Genomic DNA, 18514 nt, shown 5'->3' with positions numbered 1-18514 from the left:
ATGAAAATTTTTATGAAAATATTGGGAATTGCAATTCTAATAGCGATCGCTGTAGGATTTTATTTTCGCATAAATGATGATGTTTTAACCGGCGACAGAATTATTGGAATTGCCGTTCTGGTAAGCGCATTTATACTCATGCCTATCTTTTTAGCAGTGCGCTGGAGAGGGAAAAAATTAAAGGATTACACTCTCTCTGAGGACAATATGAAAAAAATGCGGGATAAAGGGATCGACTAAAGTCTGACAAAAAAAATCATAAAAAATTCTGATTTTCAGCGGATTCTAAAATTTTATCTATTATGTTTGTGCTTTATTAATTATTATTTTTATGCAAGGCACAGTTAAATTTTTCAATGAATCTAAAGGTTATGGATTCATTACCAACGACGACACAAAAAGAGACATTTTCGTACACATCACCGGTTTGAACGGAGAAACTATCCAGGAAGGTGATAGAGTTGAGTACGAAGAAACAGAAGGAAGAAAAGGAGTGAACGCTACAGAAGTACGCGTGATCGAATAATATATTTTTTCTGAGGAAATTAAAAAGCCGCTTTTCAGCGGCTTTTTTTTATTTATGCTTTTTCCTTCAGGGTCTTTCCAACTCCGTCGAGCATGGTCGTGGTCATCCTGTCAAGATCAAAATCATGCGTCCATCCCCAGTCTTCTCTCGCAGAACTGTCATCTATACTGGAAGGCCATGATTCAGCAATATTTTGACGGAAATCTGGCTCATAGGAGATTTCAAAATCCTTGATGTGCTTTTTGATCTCTTCCGCTAGAATTTCAGGAGTAAAACTGATCGCCGCAAGATTATAGGAAGATCTAACCTTAATCTTTTCTGCAGGCGCTTCCATAATATCTACCGTTGCTTTTATCGCATCGTCCATATACATCATAGGCAAGGCAGCATCTTTAGCCAGGAAGCTGGTATATTGTGAATTTTTTATGGCTTCGTGGAAGATCTCGATCGCGTAATCTGTCGTTCCTCCACCCGGTAGCGTCTTGTAACTAATGATCCCGGGATAACGTATGCTGCGCACATCTACCCCAAATTTCCTGAAATAATACTCACACCATCTTTCCCCGGTTTGCTTACTAATTCCATAAACCGTAGTAGGCTCCATGATCGTGGTTTGCGGGGTATCATCTTTTGGAGTACTTGGCCCAAAAACGGCTATACTCGAAGGCCAGAAGATCTTATCGATCTTGCCGTCTTTAGCTAGGTTAAGTATATGGAACAAAGAATCCATATTTAGATCCCATGCTTTCATTGGAGCCTTCTCAGCAGTAGCGCTAAGCATCGCTGCCATTAAATAAACCTCTTTTACTTTATATTTTTCGACGATCTCCTTAATATGAGCTTCATCTGTAGCATTCAATATTTCGAATGGACCCGACTGCATCAATTCCTCAGCTCCTTCCCTGATATCACTGGCGACCACCTGATCATTCCCATGTATCTCTCTTAACTTCAGCGTAAGTTCAGTACCAATTTGTCCGCAGGCACCAATTATCAAAATCCTTCCGGCCATAAATTAAATTTTTTGCAAATATATTTAATTATAAAGAGGAAATCGTAATCTTAGTATTTTCTTGACGTAATCTGTTATGAATTCTTCAATGCTTTTTTATTCTGAAGAGATCACCAAATAATGAATAACTTTGCTGAATATTGAAATTTCCTTATGAACAAGTTTTTTTACCTGTTATTTATACTGACCATATTTTCCTGTAAACCCGACCAGGAACCGGATAATTCTACCGAAAATGTAGAAGACACTGAAGCTTTCCAGGAAAAACTGAAAATTGAAGATCCAAATTATGCCCTGGAAGCTGAAGCAAAAAAATATGCCTTGAACTGGGTTGAATTCATCACAGCACAAAACGAAGTAAACAAACTTGAAGAATCCTCTGTAAACGATGTGAAGAATAATGCCGGGACGATCGCCCAGATCATGGAAACCCTGAAAAATTCTGTTCCAGATAGTTTAAAGTCGGTTGCGGTAGAAGCTCGATTAAATGTTGTAAATACCAAGGCCCAGCTTTTAAAGCAATATGCCGGCAGGCAGGATCCAAATGCCCGGGATATCGCCCAGACCTCACAGGAACTGCACCTGGAATTCAACAATCTCAAATTACAGATGAACGAGATATTCCTTAAAACCCTTGAGGAATTTGAAAAGGAACTGGATGATTTCGAGGAAATGGAAAGGCAAATGGACAGTTTGAGCACCTCTGAGAATGAGGAAAAAGATGTATCTTAAAATAAATTTCAACCAATGAATAGATCAACAATTTTAGTCGTTTTCACTTTTCTTCTTTTTTCAGTTTCAGGAATACAGGCTCAGGTTAAGAACACCGAACAAAATATCGAAGCCGTAAAGAAAAGAGTGACCAAAACTGTTGATAAATGGCATGAAGCTGCTGCAGAAGCAGATTTTAAAGATTACTTCGATCTTATGACCAATGATGCCGTCTTTATTGGCACCGATGCTACCGAGAACTGGAACCTTCCGGAATTCAAAAAATTCGCCAAACCTTACTTCGACGCCGGTAAAGCCTGGAGCTTCACTCCGGTAGAACGAAATATCTATGTTCATGAAAACCTAAGGGTTGCCTGGTTCGACGAATTACTCGACACCCATATGGGGTTATGCCGTGGATCTGGAATTGTTGTGAAAGAAAACAGTAAATGGAAAATTCATCATTATGTGCTCTCTATCGCGATTCCCAATGAAAATGTGGATGAGATCACGAAGATGAAACAAGAGTTCGATAAGGATCTTACCCAAAAGCTTAAGAACAATTAATCTTACTTCCCTCAACCATCTTTTTTTGATTTGAAAAGCGATTTTCAAGCTACGCATATGTCTTCTCATTTTTTGAGAAACAGGTTCTTACAGCTCAAATTCGAGCAAAAATAACTTTGATTTTTTAGCCAATTTTTTACTTTAGCGACTTTATTTTCTAACAATTATATAAAACAATGAAAAAAATAAACAGAATTCTCTTTGTTTCTGCACTTGGAGCAGGTCTTTTAACGGCTTGTAACGACGATAAGAAAGTAGAAGAGAAAGAAGAGATCCATGGGATTAACCTTGCCTACATGGATACTACCACTACACCTCAAGAAGACTTTTTCCGCTATGTGAACGGAGCCTGGCTGGACAGCACAGAGATCCCGAACGACCGTACAAGATGGGGAAGTTTTGATGAATTACGCCAGAGAACAGATGAAGATGCCCTTGCGCTTTTAGAAAAAACTGCTGAAAGCGATAGCCTTGACGGTTCTACAGACCAGGGGAAAGCGGTATTTCTTTACAAAAGCATAATGGACACCGTTACAAGAAATAAGCAGGGCGTTGAACCTGTAAAACCTTACCTGGCTAAGATTGACAAGATCCAGTCTAAAGAAGATCTTCAGGCTTTTCTTGTAGAAATGAGCGAATACGGTAGTGCCGGATTTTTCTCTTTTGGAGTTGGGGCAGACAGCAAAAATTCAGACATGAATGCTGCATATCTTAACCCTTCAGGATTGGGGCTTCCAGAAAGAGATTATTACCTGCTGGACGATGCCGATTCTAAAGACACCAGAAAAAAGTATAAGGAATACATCACAGATATGCTTCAGTATTTAGACTATACCGAAGCAGATGCTAAAAAAGCGGCTGAGACCATTCTTGCTTTTGAAACAAGACTGGCTGAGCCTAGACTGGATAAAGTAGAGCGTCGTGATGCGCGTAAAACTTACAACCCAATGACGGTTGCAGAATTACAAAAGATCACTCCGGCCATGCAATGGAATTCATATTTTGAAGGAATCGGAGCGAAAGATCTTGATACGATCATCGTTTCACAGCCAGAATATATGAAAGCTCTGCAGGACCTTCTTGCTGAAAATTCTGTTGAAGACTGGAAAACATACCTTAAATGGGACCTTTTCAACAGCGCGGCTTCTTCACTTTCTACAGATCTTGAAAAAGAATCATGGGAATTCTATAGTAAGACCCTTCGTGGAGCTAAAGAACAAAGACCTCGTAATGAAAGAGCTTTAAGCACCATTAATGGTGTTCTTGGTGAAGCTCTTGGTAAGCTTTATGTAGAAAAGCACTTCCCTCCACAAGCTAAGGAAACCGCTAAAGAAATGGTGGACAATATTCTAAAAGCTTACGAGAACAGGATCAATAACCTAAGCTGGATGAGCGAAGATACTAAGAAAAAAGCCCTAGAAAAACTTGGTACTTTCAATGTGAAAATAGGTTATCCTGATACCTGGAAAGATTATAGCGAACTTGAGATACAGAGCCCTGAAGAAGGTGGTTCTTATTTCCAGAACATGCTGAACGCACAGAAATGGAGAGTAGCCGAAAATATGGCAGATCTTGGTGAGCCGGTAGATAAGACCGAGTGGTTTATGTCTCCGCAAACTGTGAACGCGTATTACAATCCTCGTTACAACGAGATCGTATTCCCGGCAGCTATCCTGCAGCCACCTTTCTATGATTATAAAGCTGATGCCGCTGTAAATTATGGTGGAATTGGAGCCGTAATTGGTCATGAGATCTCTCACGGATTCGATGATAGTGGTGCTCGTTTCGACGCTGAAGGAAACCTGAACAACTGGTGGACAGAGAAAGATCTTGAGCAGTTTGAAGGACTTGGTAGTGAACTTGCCGAGCAGTACAGCGCAATTGAAGTATTAGATAGTGTTTACATCAACGGTAAATTCACCTTAGGTGAAAATATTGGAGATCTTGGTGGTGTGAATGCCGCTTATGATGGTCTGCAGATCCACTTAAATGAAAATGGAAATCCTGGTGAGATCGATGGATTTACTCCAGAGCAACGTTTCTTCCTTTCATGGGCAACCGTATGGAGAACAAAAATGAGAGAAGAAGCCTTGAGAAACAGGATCAAGACAGACTCACATTCTCCTGGAATGTACAGAGCTTATGTACCGCTTCAGAATATCGATGCATGGTATGACGCTTTCGTGATTAAAGAAGGTGATCCAATGTATGTGAAGCCTGAAGAAAGAGTTAGGATATGGTAATTACCAGAAATGATAAAAAAAGGCCGGTTAAAAACCGGCCTTTTTTTGTTTCTAGAAATACAGGAATGCATCCTGAATATGCTCAATTTTTTGTCCTGCTTTATTCTTTACAATGGCGATAATATCGAATCTTACATCTACATCCAGGCCAGATTCTTCAACGTAATAGTTCATGGCCTTAACCAACTGCTGAATTTGTTTGGGTTTTACGAAATCCTGCGGATTCCCGAATTCTGGAGTACTCCTGGTCTTCACCTCAGCAGCGATAAGCGTATTCCCCCTTTTGGCAATAATATCTATTTCAGCCTTCTGGTATCTATAGTTTCTTTCCAGAATTTCGAATTCCTTGAGAAGTAGATATTCCACGGCAAGGTCCTCCCCTTTTCTTCCAAGTTCGTTGTGATCTGCCATGATTTTTTAGTTCTAGATCGCGTAATTGATCATTATCGAGCCTACTTTTAGATCGAGTTCTTCGATCTCTTCGGGTGTAGCTTCAATGATCTTATCTCCGTAAAATTTATTAGAAGGTTCTTTTGTAGGAGTCAGGAAAACCCTTAACCCGCTTTTTTCAAGTTTACCTCCATTCCAGTCTACAGCACCGCTGTAATCCCAGCCAAAACCATAAAATGAAACTTTTTTCCCGTTCATTTTGTTCAGTTCCTCATAGGTAGTTCCAATAACTACTCCGGTTTCAGAATTCCATTTTCCCTTATTCGAAAATCGAAGGTCATGAATTTCAGTCCTGTTCTTATCCTGCCAGGTGATATGTAATTCATTTTCAGTTCCCGGATAAAGAATAGTGAAAGGTCGCTCGTCTGTTCCTTCTTCAAACATATCTGTTCCCTGTTCGATATTTGCATCGGGATAATTCTTCTGAATATCGGCAGCACTCATCTTACCAAGATTTTCCACGGTATACTTTGCCGTACCAGCAGAAGTTCCTTTTTTTGCAGAATTACAGGCAGCCATAAATATCACGGCAACGATCAGGATTATTTTACGCATTTCAATTTTTATTTAAGGTAAAAGTAGAAAGTTATTGATGAGCTCATTTGCCTTTTGCAAGAATTTAACGCGTAATCGAACGTCTTTGCTTAACTTTACGGCTCTTAAAAAAGGACATAGAATAATGAACAAAAATCCTCAGAGATTTACGATTACAGCGGCCTTACCTTATACCAACGGGCCTATTCATATTGGACATTTAGCCGGTGTTTATGTTCCGGCAGATATTTATTCCCGTTTTCTTCGAATGCAGGGGCACGATGTGGCCTTTGTTTGCGGTAGTGATGAGCATGGAGTGCCTATTACCATAAAAGCAAAAAAAGAAGGGGTAACTCCGCAGGATGTAGTTGATAAATACAACGGGATCATTAAAAAATCCTTTGAAGATTTTGGAGTAAGCTTTGACAATTACTCGCGTACTTCCGGAAAAACCCACCATGATACCGCTTCGGCATTTTTCAAAAAAATGTATGAAGATGGTAAATTCATTGAGGAGACCACCAAGCAGCTTTATGATGAGGAAGCAGGACAATTCCTGGCCGATAGATTTGTAACCGGGACCTGCCCTAAATGTGGTAACGAAGAAGCTTATGGAGACCAGTGTGAAAGCTGCGGGACTTCCCTGAACGCAACAGATCTTATAAATCCAAAATCTGCCATTACCGGCGCAGTTCCAACTTTAAAGGAAACCCGTCACTGGTTTCTTCCTTTAGATCAATATGAGGATTTCCTGAAAGAATGGATACTTAAAGGGCATAAAGCCGACTGGAAATCGAATGTTTACGGACAGGTGAAATCATGGATAGACGATGGGCTGCGTGCCCGTGCGGTAACCCGTGACCTGGATTGGGGAATTCCCGTTCCTGTTGAAGGCGGCGATGGTAAAGTTCTTTACGTTTGGTTCGATGCGCCTATAGGTTATATTTCTTCTACCAAAGAATGGGCTGAAAGAGAAGGCAAGGACTGGGAGCCATACTGGAAAGACGAAAACACCAAACTGGTACATTTCATTGGGAAGGATAATATCGTTTTCCATTGTATCATTTTCCCGGTGATGTTAAAAGCTCACGGCGAATTCATACTTCCGGAAAATGTTCCTGCTAACGAGTTCCTGAACCTTGAAGGAAAGAAACTTTCAACTTCCAAGAACTGGGCGGTTTGGCTTCATGAATATCTGGAAGATTTTCCAGACCAGCAGGATGTGCTTAGATATGTTTTAACTGCAAACGCACCTGAAACTAAGGACAATGATTTTACCTGGAAAGATTTCCAGGCAAGAAACAACAATGAACTGGTAGCCATCTTCGGAAACTTCATTAACCGGGTGGTGGTTCTAACCAATAAATATTACAACGGGATTGTTCCAGAACCGGGAACCTATTCTGAAGTTGATGAAAAGACCGTTGCTGAACTAAAGGCATATCCTTCGGTTATCGCAAGTTCCATCGAAAGATACAGGTTTAGAGAAGCCCAGGGAGAATTGATGAACCTGGCCAGGCTTGGTAATAAATATCTTGCTGATGAAGAACCATGGAAATTGATCAAGACCGATGAGGAAAGGGTAAAAACCATTATGTATGTAGCACTTCAGATCGCTTCTGCCCTATCTATCATCAGCGAACCTTTCTTACCATTTACCTCAGCCAAACTAAAAAAGATGCTGAATCATGTAGATGAGAATTCAGATAATACACCAGACTGGGATATTATCGGAACCAAGGAAGCATTAATTCCTGCAGGGCATCAAATTGGAAAAGCCGAATTATTATTCAGCAAGATCGAGGATGAACAAATGGAGAAACAACTGGAAAAATTAGAAGCAACGAAAACTGCAAATGCCATGAAAGATCAAAAAGCAGAACCTCAGAAAGAGATCGCTACTTTTGAAGATTTCACCAAAATGGATCTTCGCGTAGGAACCATCATCGAAGCTGAAAAAATGCCAAAAACCAAGAAATTAATGGTTTTAAAGGTGGATACCGGAATAGATAAAAGAACTGTTGTTTCAGGGATAGCCGAGCATTTTAAAGCTGAAGATATCATTGGCAAAAAAGTGACCGTACTGGTAAACCTTGCTCCAAGAAAATTACGCGGAGTAGAAAGTGAGGGAATGATCTTAATGACCGAAAACGCGGAAGGAAAACTGGTATTTGTGAATCCGGATGAAGACGGCGTAAAAAGCGGAACTACGATAAATTAGATCTTCCCGTCACATTGAGCCTATTTGAAATGTGATCAAACACTAAATATTTAGGATAAAACCTGTCTTTTTTGACTTTGCTCAAAAGGACAGGTTTTTTCATTTTTAAATAATTGCTCAACTATCAATTCATCATTTCTTTATGAAATCGATGCATCTGAAAAACCATTTTTATTAAAATTATTGAGATTAAATCAGTTAGAAATAATTAAATACAAACAACTGAAAATCAATTAATAGAACATAAATATTAAAAGATTTCTGCCATTAGAAAATAACAATCAATCTTATTTTTTAGGGGCAACCGTTAATTTTGGCAGGTTATTTGTGTTTATCGAAAAACCTAACACAGCCAAAACCAATCATTTTGAAAAAACTACTACTCGCAAAACCCTTACTGTTAATTCTATTTATTTTCAGGCTCTCATTTCACCAATCAATCAACGCACAGGATACTTCTAAGGAAATTCAGGAAAAGCTCATCGAATTTCAATCTACACCAAAAGAAACTGCCTACCTACATTTAAACAAATCCATATTATTACAGGGGGAACAGTTGGGATTTTCAGCTTATATCATCAATCAGCAGGACCTCAAACCTTCCTTGAAAACGACTAACTTATATGTACAGGTCAAGGATTCGAATGATAAAGTGGTTAAGGAAAAAATGTTGCTAGTAGAGAATGGTACTGCTTCCAACACCTTCGATATCGATTCCACCTTTTCCAAAGGAACTTACTCGATCACCGCCTTTACGAATTGGATGCGCAATTTTGACCAGCAAAATTTCTTTACAGAAAAAATTCAGATCCTGGAATCTGACTCTGATTATAAAGAAAAAAAGGTCGATAAGCTTCAAAAATTAGATGCGCAATTTCTGCCTGAAAGTGGTCATTTATTGAATAATGTGGTTAATAATCTAGGCATTATTATCAAGGATAGCCTGGGTTACGGACTTTCCAAAGCCAATGTTAGAATTTTGAATCAGGACAATAAAATGGTGGCTTACACCAGGCTTAATCAATTAGGAATTGGGAAGGTTTCTTTAATCCCTGATGTTTCAGAGCAATACACGGCACTTATCAATTTTAAAGGCCGGGAGTTTTCTCAAAAAATTTCCACAAAGATAGAAAGGCGCGGAGTGACCATTAACACCAATAATCAGGAAAATGAATTGCAGGTAACTTTAAATACAAACCTGGAGACACAGAAATCTATTGAAGGCACTCCTTTTATTTTAACAATTCAGAATCCTAATAAGGTAATTGCTTACCAAATTGACTTTAATAACGCTACATCGGTGTTAGTTCCTGTTCCATACAAGGAATTAAATTCAGGTATCAATATCATTACCCTATTTAATAGTGATAAAAAGCCTTTAGCCGAAAGATTGATCTTCAATCATAAAAACCTACCCATCGTAGAACTGGATAAACCGATTGTTCAGGATAGAAAAGATTCCATTCAATTAAGTCTACCCACAGGTAAGATCGCTGACAGTACCTTCTTAAGTGTTTCCATTTTACCGGAAAAAACCATTTCAGATAAGCGAAACCACAATATCATTTCTTACCTGATGCTACAACCACACTTAAAAGGAACAGTCGAAAATGCTTCCTGGTATTTTAAAGATATTGATGGGACTAAAAAAGAAGCTCTGGATAATTTATTATTAACCCAGGGATGGAGCAGTTATAACTGGAGAAACATTTTTGAAGGATCCAGGGAACTGAATTATGGATTCGAGAATTATATAGATCTAAAGGCGAACATAAATAATAACCGGGATAAAGAGCAAAGATTTTTGATTCATGCCTCCTCTACGAATGCCCCTACTTTTGTAGAGGTACCTGAAGGTAAGGATGCCTTTATCTTTGAAGGTATTAAGCCCCTGGAAGGAGAGAATCTTTTTATTTCCAGGGTAAAAAACAATGACAAGCTCACTCCGGCCGGTCTTTCCGTGCAATTCTTTCCCAATCATATTGAGGATTTTAAACATTCAGGTGAAAGTCTTGCCCCATGGTCACATTTATATTCTGTAAAACCAGATCCTGTATTTTTTCAATTTAACGATTTTGGAAAAGGAATCGAACAGCTGGAAGAAGTTTTACTAGAAACCAAAGTAGACCCAATCCTGGTCCGGGAACGAAGTCTAAGCAAATCTGCCCATAGTAAAGTAGATGTCCTGAGTGAGGAAGATAAAAACATGTTCCAATTTCTAGGTAACTATCTAATTTCGCAAGGATTTAGAGTCACAGAATCCCCTCTGGCGTTTAAAGTAGTAAGCAGTTTAGCCATAGGTGGCGGCGGTGATGGATTTTCCGGAACAGGTTCCCCAGTAACTATTTATCTGGACGGTGTCCCCATTTTTGATACTACCATGTTTTATCGTTATCCTTTATCTACAATAGATTACATCGAAATAAATAAGTCTGGGATGGGAGAAGGTTTCATGGGTAGTGCCGGAACAATTAAAATCCATTCAGATTTTGATCTTAGTCCAGACAAAGTTTCTACGAAGAACAGAATCCAGAAATTTGAATTTCCGGTTGCTTATGCTGTACAAAAAGAATTTTACGTTCCAAAATATACAAATACTAATGACGAATTCTTTCAGCAATACGGAGTCATCGATTGGAAAAGCGATCTCATCGCCGGTATCGGAGAAAATATTGCTATCGAATTTGCCAAACCAAAGGTCGATTTCAAATTAATTATTGAAGGTTTTACCGCAGGTGGTGATCTCATCAATGAGGTGAGATCTATTTCAATTAATTAGCAGGATTATTACTTTAGGTTAAGGCTTAAGGAAAACTGGTTTTTGTAGATTCGGATGAAGATGGAGTAAAGCTCGGAACTACAATAAATTAATTTCAATATATATTATAAAACCTCCGAAACTTTAATAAGATAGAAACTTCGGAGGTTTTTTTATAAGTAACCGTTAATTATACTGATATTTTCATATTTTACCATTATTAAAAACGACTTTATGATTCGTAAATACTCCCCTGCTTTACTCCTATTGTTTTTAATTTTCAACTTTCAAAATGCTGCAGGCCAGAATTATCAAAGGGAGGTATTAAATAAACTTTTGGATTACCATTCCACCCCAAAGGAAATTGCTTATCTGCATCTTAACAAATCAATTCTTTTGCAAGGTGAACAGCTGGGAATATCGGCTTATGTGATGCTTCAAAAAGATTTTAAGCCTTCGCTGGAAACTACCAATTTGTATGTACAGGTTAAAGACTCTAACGATGTTGTGATAAAGGAAAAAATGCTTTTGATAGATCGGGGTACTGGTGCAGATACTTTCGATATAGACTCTACCTTTACCAATGGAACTTACTCCATCGTCGCTTTTACCAATTGGATGCGTAATTTCAAGCAGCAATATTTTTTCACTGAAAAGATTCAAGTTATTGAAAGCAATTTAGGTTTTGAAGAGAAGAAGATTGATAATCTGCATAAAATTGATGCACAATTCTTATCTGAAAGCGGACATTTATTAAAGAATACAGTAAATAACCTGGGAATTGCAATAAAAGATAGTCTAGGCTACGGTTTATCTGATGCCAGTGTTCAAATAAAGGATAAAAAAAATCGCATTATAGGAGAAACGAAATTGAATCGGTTTGGTATTGGCAGTATCTCTTTTACCCCAAAAATAGAGGAAGAATATGTTGCACTAATAAATTACAAAGGCCGGAATTTCACTGAAATTATTGACACTGAGATCGAAGACCAGGGCATTCTAATAGCTACTGTGAATAAAGAAAATGCTGTAGAGATAGTCTTAAAAACCAATTCAGAAACTATAGAGAATTTCGGAAAAGATCCTTTTATATTATCCATACAAAATCCGGGAAAGGCTATTACCTATCAGGTAACTTTTAACGATGAAAAAGCCATGAGCTTAGAGGTCCCTTATACTGATTTAAATTCTGGAATAAATATTATCACCTTGTTCGACAAGAACAAGAGACCGGTGGCGGAGCGATTATTTTTCAATTATAATGACTTAAAAGTAGAGGAGCTTGAGAAACCAATATTTGTAGATCAAAACGATTCTCTTCGATTGACGATACCTACTAAAAAACTCGCCGATAGTACTTTTTTGAGTGTATCTATTTTACCGGAAAATACCATTTCAGATCACAGGAATCATAATATCATTTCATACATGATGTTACAACCTTTTGTAAATGGAACTATTGAAGATGCCAGCTGGTATTTTCGGGATATTGATAGTGAGAAAAAAACTGCTCTCGATTTATTACTCCTCACACAGGGCTGGAGTAGTTATGACTGGACAGAGATCTTCATGAAGGTTAATAAATTTCCGAAATACCAATTCGAAAAATATGTACATCTCACAGCCCGTGCTAACGGGGATAATGATAAAGACAGAAGATTCCTGATTCATGCTTCCAGTACAAATCCTCCTACCTACATTGACCTGCCAGCAGGCAAAGATTCTTTTATGGTTGAAGAAGTGATCCCAATGGAAGAAGAGAAGCTTTTTATTTCTAAAGTCAGAAGAAAGGATGCGCTAGCACCTGCTGGCATTGCGGTTCAATTCTATCCAAACCATATTGAGGAATTAAAGCATGATGCAAAGGGATTGGTGCAGAAATCACATTTATTTTCTGAAAAATTAGATCCCGGCTTTTCTTATTTCAATGACTTTGCTAAAGGTTTAGAACAACTGGATGAAGTATTGATCGAGACCAAAATAGATAAAATAATTGCACGGGAAAGGAAATTGAGTAATCACGCCTGGGGAAAAGTTGACGTTCTGGATGACGAGGAAAAGATGATGTTTAATACTCTTGCAGGTTATTTAATTGCTCAAGGTTTACGAGTTAGCGAATCTCCAGACCAATTCGTTGTAGAAACAAGCTTATCGCAACAATCCTCTGAATCTGCTGGAACACCAGATGCAGGATTTGATGAAACCTTTACTGGTACCGCAGATACTTCGGGTATTGAAGAATCTCGAGGCCTGGCTATATTCATGGACGGTATGCCTCTTTTTAATAAGGGAATGCTATACCAATACCCTCTTTCTAATATAGACTATATTGAAATTAATCGAACTGGGATGGGTAATGGGTTTATTGGATCTAGGGGAAGTATCAAAATTTATTCAGATTTTGATGTCAGTTTCAATAGGAACTACCGCAACCGATTACAGGAGTTTGAATTTCCTGTAGCATATGCCTCAAAAAAGAAATTTTATGTGCCTCAGTACTCCAATAAAAAAGACACATTTTTTCAAGAGTATGGCGTCATCGACTGGAAAAGTGATCTTATGGCCGGGAAGGGAGAAAATATCGCTATTGAATTTGCCAAACCAGAGGTTGATTTCAAATTAATTATTGAAGGGTTTACCGCAAGTGGTGATCTGATCTATGATGTGAAATCTATTTCAGTTAATTAACATCTAAATATTTCAAAAAACCAACTAAAAATTACTTTATGAATTTCAGAAACAGTAATAGCCTATTCCGGGGAATTATAATATTAATTTTTATGGCTTTCATGGGTTGTAATGAGAAAGGTCAATACACCGATGAAAAATATGAAGCCATTCTTTATAGATTTCATTCACAGAAAACAAGTCCAAATGAAATAAAGGATATTGACTTGGTTTTAAGTAAAAAGATTGATTCTAGCTATACCGGGCTTATATACAAGTTAAATCAAGATCATTATTACGGATTTCTGGAAGGAAACAGCAATCTTATAAGTTATGCGAAATTAAATGGAAATGGTTCCAAATCAATGTTTCATAAGAACCATTGTTTTATTTTACTCAATGAGAAAAAGACGGATAATTTTCCTGAGGAAGAGGATTACTGTTTCACGGTTTTTGTAGGTCAGGTACCTTTTAAAGAATATTCTGAAATTGAAATGGAATGGAATTGTGGGGAGAAATCTGTTCAACCCTTAGAGAATAACGAATATTTCTTTTTTTTCAGAAATAGCACAAACAACGAAATATGTAATGTAAAACTTAGAAAAAGTGATGGTCAAATAAAAGATCTAGCTTTTAGCCAGTATACAAATTCATTCGAAACAGAAAATTAACCTACCAGGAACAGGCTTCAAAAATTTGAATTCCCGGTTTCTTATGCCGTGAAAAAAGAATTTTACGTTCCAAAATATACAAATACCAATGACGAATTCTTTCAACAATATGGCGTCATCGACTGGAAAAGCGATCTCATCGCGAGAAAAGGAGAAAATATTGCTATCGAATTTGCCAGGCCCGAGGTCGATTTCAAATTAATTATCGAAGGGTTTACCGCAGGTGGTGATCTGATCTATGATGTGAAATCTATTTCAGTTAATTAGCAGGTTTGTTACATTTGGCTAATGCTTAAAATAGCCAATCATCATATCTATAAACATCCGTTACCAGAAGGACATCGCTTCCCTATGGAGAAGTATGACCTGCTGCCAAAACAGCTTTTGCATGAAGGGACTTGTGAGGAGGATAATTTCTTTGAGCCGGACTTTGCGGAGGAATCTCATATCCTAAAAGTTCACGCGGCAGAATATGTAAAACGATTAAAGAATCTTGAATTAACCAAAAAGGAGATTCGCGTTTCCGGGTTTCCTTTATCGCAGGAATTGGTAGATCGCGAGCAGATCATTGCCGATGGCACTCTAAAAGCCTGTCATTTTGCTTTGGAAAATGGAATTTCCATGAATATCGCCGGCGGTACACATCATGCCTATACCAACCGCGCTGAGGCTTTCTGTTTGCTAAACGATCAGGCTATAGGAGCGAGATATCTTCAGGCAAAAGGCCTCGCAAAAAAGATACTGATCGTAGATCTTGATGTGCACCAGGGAAATGGCACCGCAGAGATCTTTCAGAATGATGATTCGGTTTTTACTTTTTCAATGCACGGGAAAGGAAACTATCCCTTTAGAAAAGAGAAATCTGACTTGGACATTGAACTGGCAGACGGCACTGGTGATGCAGAGTATCTCAAAAAGTTGAAGTCTACCCTACCCGATCTTATCGAAAGAACCGAGCCGGAGTTTATTTTTTATCTCTGTGGCGTAGATATTCTCGAAACTGATAAACTGGGGAGACTTTCCTGCTCAATTTCAGGATGTAAGGAAAGAGACCGCTATGTGCTGCAAACCTGCCATGACCTGGGAATTCCGGTGGAATGTAGTATGGGCGGCGGATATTCCAAAGACATCAAACTCATCATCGATGCACACGCCAATACCTATAGACTCGCCCAGCAGATCTATTTTTAGATTTTCTACACACTAAACCGTGGCAGAATTATCAATTTTGCCGGCTTGTTCGCTTCAAAAACGCGTAATTTCAATTCAACCGGCTGAATGATAATATTTTAATTTCTATATTTAGGAGCCCTACTTACCAATTAATCAATTTTAATCATTAATTCATTATGAAAAGATTCCTATTTCTAATGGCCTGCCTATTCATTATAGGTTCATCACAGGCTCAAACTTTTAAGGCAGACGATATCAATATCGACTATGAAAAATTTGTCCTTCCCAATGGGTTGACACTTTTAGTTCATGAAGACCATAAAGCTCCAATTGTAGCCGTGAACGTTTGGTATCATGTAGGCTCAAAAAATGAAAAACCCGGCAAGAGTGGTTTTGCACATTTATTTGAACACCTCATGTTCAACGGTAGTGAAAACTTTAAAGACGACTACTTCCAGGCGATTGAAAGAATTGGAGGAACCGATGTGAACGGAACTACCAATACAGACAGAACCAATTATTTTCAGAATGTACCTGTAGCAGCACTGGACCAGGTTCTATTCCTGGAATCAGACCGAATGGGTCATTTCAAGGGAGTGATAAGTCAGGAGTTGCTTGACGAACAACGCGGAGTGGTGCAAAACGAAAAGCGCCAGGGAGAAAATCAGCCATACGGGCAACAGTGGAATTATCTTACCAAGGCCATGTATCCAAAAGGGCATCCATATTCCTGGACCGTGATTGGGGAAATGGAAGATCTAAATGCAGCCACGGTAGAAGATGTAAAAGAATGGTTCGAATCGTATTACGGGCCTAACAACGCGGTTGTTGCCATCGCCGGTGATATTACTCCGGAAGAGGCTCACAAAAAGGTTTTAAAGTACTTTGGAGATATTCCTGCGGGGCCAACCATCGAAAGACAGGAAAGAAATATTCCTGAGCATCCAACAGATACTTACCAGGTTTATGAAGACCGTGTTCCGGAAGCTCGTGTGGTATACACCTGGAACAGCCCGGAGTTTGGTTCAAAAGAAGATCTTCATTTTGACCTTATTTCCGCGATCCTAAGCAGCGGTAAAAATTCCCGTTTATATAAGAACCTGGTCTATGAAAACCAGATCGCCAGCAGCGCAGGTGCTTACCAGGCTTCTTCAGAGATCGCCAGCAGGTTTATTGCACAGGCGAACGTGAAGCCGGGCGTAGATATCGAGAAGGTAGAAACTGAAATGCTTTCAGAAATAAATAAATTCATTGCCGAAGGCCCAACCGAAGCTGAACTGAAGAGAGTAAAAGCGGAATATTTCGCTGATTTTATCAAAGGAATGGAGCGAATTGGAGGATTTGGCGGAATTTCAGATATCCTCGCCTCTAATGAAACCTATCATGGTGACGCAGATTACTACAAGAAAAAACTTCAATTCGTTGAAAATGCTACCGTAGAAGATCTTCAGGCTACGGCAAAAAAATGGCTTACCAAAGGAAAACATACGCTCATCGCAAAACCATTCCCGGAATATAGCATTACCGAAACTTCTGTAGACAGGTCTTCCCTTCCTCCGGTTGCTGAAGCGAAACCTTCGAAATTCCCCGATGTTCAGCGTTCAACCCTGAAGAACGGAATGGAGATCGTCCTGGCAAAACGTGAAGGAGTTCCTACGATAGTTATGGATCTTATGTTCGATGCCGGTTACAAAACAGATTATATGGCCAGCCCTGGAACAGCTTCCTTAGCGATGAACCTTTTAGATGAAGGAACCGAAAATCTAAATTCCCTTGAGATCAGTGAGAAATTGCAATTACTGGGAGCAGATCTTTACACGAGTTCAGATATGGATGTTTCTACGGTAAGTCTTAGAACTTTGAAACCAAGCCTGGAGGCTAGTATAGAATTATTCTCAGATGTGGTATTGAATCCTTCCTTTCCTCAAAAGGAATTTGACAGATTAAAAACAGACCAGCTGAATGATATAAAACGTGAAAAGTCTCAACCTATCACCATGGCCCTAAGGGTTATGAATAAATACCTTTACGGGGAAGATCATCCGTATAGCACCCCTCAAACAGGTTCGGGATATGAAGAGACGGTTGAAAACCTAAAAAGGGAGGATGTTGTTAAATTCTATAACACCTGGTTAAAGCCTAACAATGCTACTCTGGTGGTTACGGGTGATATTGAAATGGACCAATTGAAGCAGTATCTTGAAAAATCCCTTGGAAAATGGAAAAAAGGAGACGTGCCTCAGGTTACATTTACCAAGCCGAAAACTGACACTAAGAACACTCTTTATTTAATGGACCGTCCCGAATCACAGCAATCTGTGATCATCGCCGGTCACTTAACAGATAAGTATGGGGAGAATCCTGAATATGCCGTAGAGCAAATGGTAAATATCCTTGGTGGAGAATTTACTTCCAGGATCAACATGAACCTAAGGGAAGACAAGCACTGGGCTTATGGTGCAGGTGGTTTTGTATTAGGCACTAAAGAAGAAAGACCTTTCCTTGTTTATGCTCCGGTACAAACAGATAAATCGGCTGAATCTGTAACCGAACTAAGAAAAGAGATCGCTGAGTTTGTAACTACCCGTCCGGCAACGGCAGAAGAGGTAGAAAAAGTAAAGACCAACCAGGTGCTGGCACTTCCGGGACAGTGGGAAACCAATGCCGCTGTTAATGCCTCACTTAGAAATATGGTAAAATATGATCTGCCAGACGATTATTATAAAACTTATGATTCTGAAATAAGAAATCTAAGTGCTGAGGATATTCAGAAGGTTAGTAAGAAAATGGTGAGTCCTGAAAAGGTGAACTGGTTCATCATTGGTGACAGGGCCAAGATAGCTTCAAAAATGGACGAACTGGATTTCGACGAGATCGTGGAAATCGATGTAGACGGAAATCCAATTAAGCCTAAGACCATTAAGAAAGAAAAAGATAAAGTTGATCAATAAAAATAAAAACCCCCGCTTTTCAGCGGGGGT

15 protein-coding genes are annotated in these 18514 nt (G+C 38.8%); 12 read left to right on the top strand and 3 right to left on the bottom strand.

All coding sequences use genetic code 11. The features are described from left to right. Positions 1–12 precede the first annotated feature (12 nt). Both C8P64_RS06120 and C8P64_RS06115 read left to right on the top strand, forming a co-directional pair. Positions 13–240 carry a hypothetical protein gene (locus tag C8P64_RS06120; RefSeq protein ID WP_108171295.1) on the top strand — a complete coding sequence of 76 codons (228 nt, stop codon included), beginning with the start codon at positions 13–15 and terminating at the stop codon, positions 238–240. 91 nt (positions 241–331) lie between these two features. After that, complete coding sequence (locus C8P64_RS06115; RefSeq protein WP_072553653.1) at positions 332–526, top strand: cold-shock protein; 195 nt, start codon at positions 332–334, stop codon at positions 524–526. Positions 527–578: 52 nt separating this feature from the next. On the opposite strand, the gene C8P64_RS06110 is transcribed toward C8P64_RS06115, so the two are convergent. Continuing rightward, positions 579–1538 (bottom strand): NAD-dependent epimerase/dehydratase family protein, encoded by a 960-nt coding sequence (locus C8P64_RS06110; RefSeq protein ID WP_108171133.1) that lies wholly within the window; start codon positions 1536–1538, stop codon positions 579–581. Between the two features lie 153 nt (positions 1539–1691). Between C8P64_RS06110 and C8P64_RS06105 the strand changes: the two genes are divergently transcribed. The 3 genes from C8P64_RS06105 to C8P64_RS06095 all read left to right on the top strand — a co-directional run bounded on the left by C8P64_RS06105 (position 1692) and on the right by C8P64_RS06095 (position 5059). Beyond that, positions 1692–2270 (top strand): hypothetical protein, encoded by a 579-nt coding sequence (locus C8P64_RS06105; RefSeq protein ID WP_108171132.1) that lies wholly within the window; start codon positions 1692–1694, stop codon positions 2268–2270. Positions 2271–2285: 15 nt separating this feature from the next. Further along, positions 2286–2816 carry a nuclear transport factor 2 family protein gene (locus C8P64_RS06100; protein WP_108171131.1) on the top strand — a complete coding sequence of 177 codons (531 nt, stop codon included), beginning with the start codon at positions 2286–2288 and terminating at the stop codon, positions 2814–2816. 176 nt (positions 2817–2992) lie between these two features. Then, entirely contained in the window at positions 2993–5059 is a 2067-nt protein-coding gene (locus C8P64_RS06095; RefSeq protein ID WP_108171130.1) for a M13 family metallopeptidase, read from the top strand. Between the two features lie 51 nt (positions 5060–5110). On the opposite strand, the gene C8P64_RS06090 is transcribed toward C8P64_RS06095, so the two are convergent. Both C8P64_RS06090 and C8P64_RS06085 read right to left on the bottom strand, forming a co-directional pair. Further along, positions 5111–5470 carry a YraN family protein gene (locus tag C8P64_RS06090; RefSeq protein ID WP_108171129.1) on the bottom strand — a complete coding sequence of 120 codons (360 nt, stop codon included), beginning with the start codon at positions 5468–5470 and terminating at the stop codon, positions 5111–5113. A 12-nt stretch (positions 5471–5482) separates the two neighbouring features. Continuing rightward, positions 5483–6064, bottom strand: coding sequence for a hypothetical protein (locus C8P64_RS06085; RefSeq protein WP_108171128.1), 582 nt, complete (start codon positions 6062–6064; stop codon positions 5483–5485). 124 nt (positions 6065–6188) lie between these two features. Between C8P64_RS06085 and metG the strand changes: the two genes are divergently transcribed. From metG to C8P64_RS06050, 7 genes are all read left to right on the top strand, one after another. After that, positions 6189–8264, top strand: a complete 2076-nt coding sequence (gene metG, locus C8P64_RS06080) for a methionine--tRNA ligase (protein WP_108171127.1) — start codon at positions 6189–6191, stop codon at positions 8262–8264. A gap of 367 nt (positions 8265–8631) precedes the next feature. Beyond that, complete coding sequence (locus C8P64_RS06075; protein ID WP_146167186.1) at positions 8632–11043, top strand: hypothetical protein; 2412 nt, start codon at positions 8632–8634, stop codon at positions 11041–11043. A 213-nt stretch (positions 11044–11256) separates the two neighbouring features. Continuing rightward, positions 11257–13710: a hypothetical protein gene (locus tag C8P64_RS06070; protein WP_108171125.1), complete on the top strand. Its 2454-nt coding sequence runs from the start codon at positions 11257–11259 to the stop codon at positions 13708–13710. A gap of 38 nt (positions 13711–13748) precedes the next feature. Next, positions 13749–14360, top strand: coding sequence for a hypothetical protein (locus C8P64_RS06065; RefSeq protein ID WP_146167185.1), 612 nt, complete (start codon positions 13749–13751; stop codon positions 14358–14360). Positions 14361–14408: 48 nt separating this feature from the next. Then, on the top strand, positions 14409–14627 hold the full coding sequence (locus C8P64_RS06060; protein ID WP_108171123.1) for a hypothetical protein: 219 nt from the start codon (positions 14409–14411) through the stop codon (positions 14625–14627). A gap of 21 nt (positions 14628–14648) precedes the next feature. Beyond that, positions 14649–15551, top strand: coding sequence for a histone deacetylase family protein (locus tag C8P64_RS06055; RefSeq protein WP_108171122.1), 903 nt, complete (start codon positions 14649–14651; stop codon positions 15549–15551). 158 nt (positions 15552–15709) lie between these two features. Further along, a complete protein-coding gene (locus C8P64_RS06050; RefSeq protein WP_108171121.1) occupies positions 15710–18484 on the top strand; it encodes a M16 family metallopeptidase in 2775 nt (924 codons plus the stop codon). The last annotated feature ends 30 nt before the right edge of the window (positions 18485–18514 follow it).

Origin of the sequence: Christiangramia gaetbulicola, assembly GCF_003054225.1 — a bacterium.
GTDB lineage: Bacteria > Bacteroidota > Bacteroidia > Flavobacteriales > Flavobacteriaceae > Christiangramia > Christiangramia gaetbulicola.
Note: the sequence above shows the minus strand (reverse complement) of the source record. Positions and strands in the feature narration are given on the sequence as shown.

Coding starts and splice junctions, on each gene's coding strand:
- C8P64_RS06090 (WP_108171129.1), bottom strand. CDS start 5,470: ATGGCAGATCACAACGAACTTGGAAGAAAAGGGGAGGACCTTGCCGTG.
- C8P64_RS06100 (WP_108171131.1), top strand. CDS start 2,286: ATGAATAGATCAACAATTTTAGTCGTTTTCACTTTTCTTCTTTTTTCA.
- C8P64_RS06055 (WP_108171122.1), top strand. CDS start 14,649: ATGCTTAAAATAGCCAATCATCATATCTATAAACATCCGTTACCAGAA.
- C8P64_RS06050 (WP_108171121.1), top strand. CDS start 15,710: ATGAAAAGATTCCTATTTCTAATGGCCTGCCTATTCATTATAGGTTCA.
- C8P64_RS06120 (WP_108171295.1), top strand. CDS start 13: ATGAAAATATTGGGAATTGCAATTCTAATAGCGATCGCTGTAGGATTT.
- C8P64_RS06070 (WP_108171125.1), top strand. CDS start 11,257: ATGATTCGTAAATACTCCCCTGCTTTACTCCTATTGTTTTTAATTTTC.
- C8P64_RS06110 (WP_108171133.1), bottom strand. CDS start 1,538: ATGGCCGGAAGGATTTTGATAATTGGTGCCTGCGGACAAATTGGTACT.
- C8P64_RS06095 (WP_108171130.1), top strand. CDS start 2,993: ATGAAAAAAATAAACAGAATTCTCTTTGTTTCTGCACTTGGAGCAGGT.
- metG (WP_108171127.1), top strand. CDS start 6,189: ATGAACAAAAATCCTCAGAGATTTACGATTACAGCGGCCTTACCTTAT.
- C8P64_RS06115 (WP_072553653.1), top strand. CDS start 332: ATGCAAGGCACAGTTAAATTTTTCAATGAATCTAAAGGTTATGGATTC.
- C8P64_RS06085 (WP_108171128.1), bottom strand. CDS start 6,064: ATGCGTAAAATAATCCTGATCGTTGCCGTGATATTTATGGCTGCCTGT.
- C8P64_RS06065 (WP_146167185.1), top strand. CDS start 13,749: ATGAATTTCAGAAACAGTAATAGCCTATTCCGGGGAATTATAATATTA.
- C8P64_RS06105 (WP_108171132.1), top strand. CDS start 1,692: ATGAACAAGTTTTTTTACCTGTTATTTATACTGACCATATTTTCCTGT.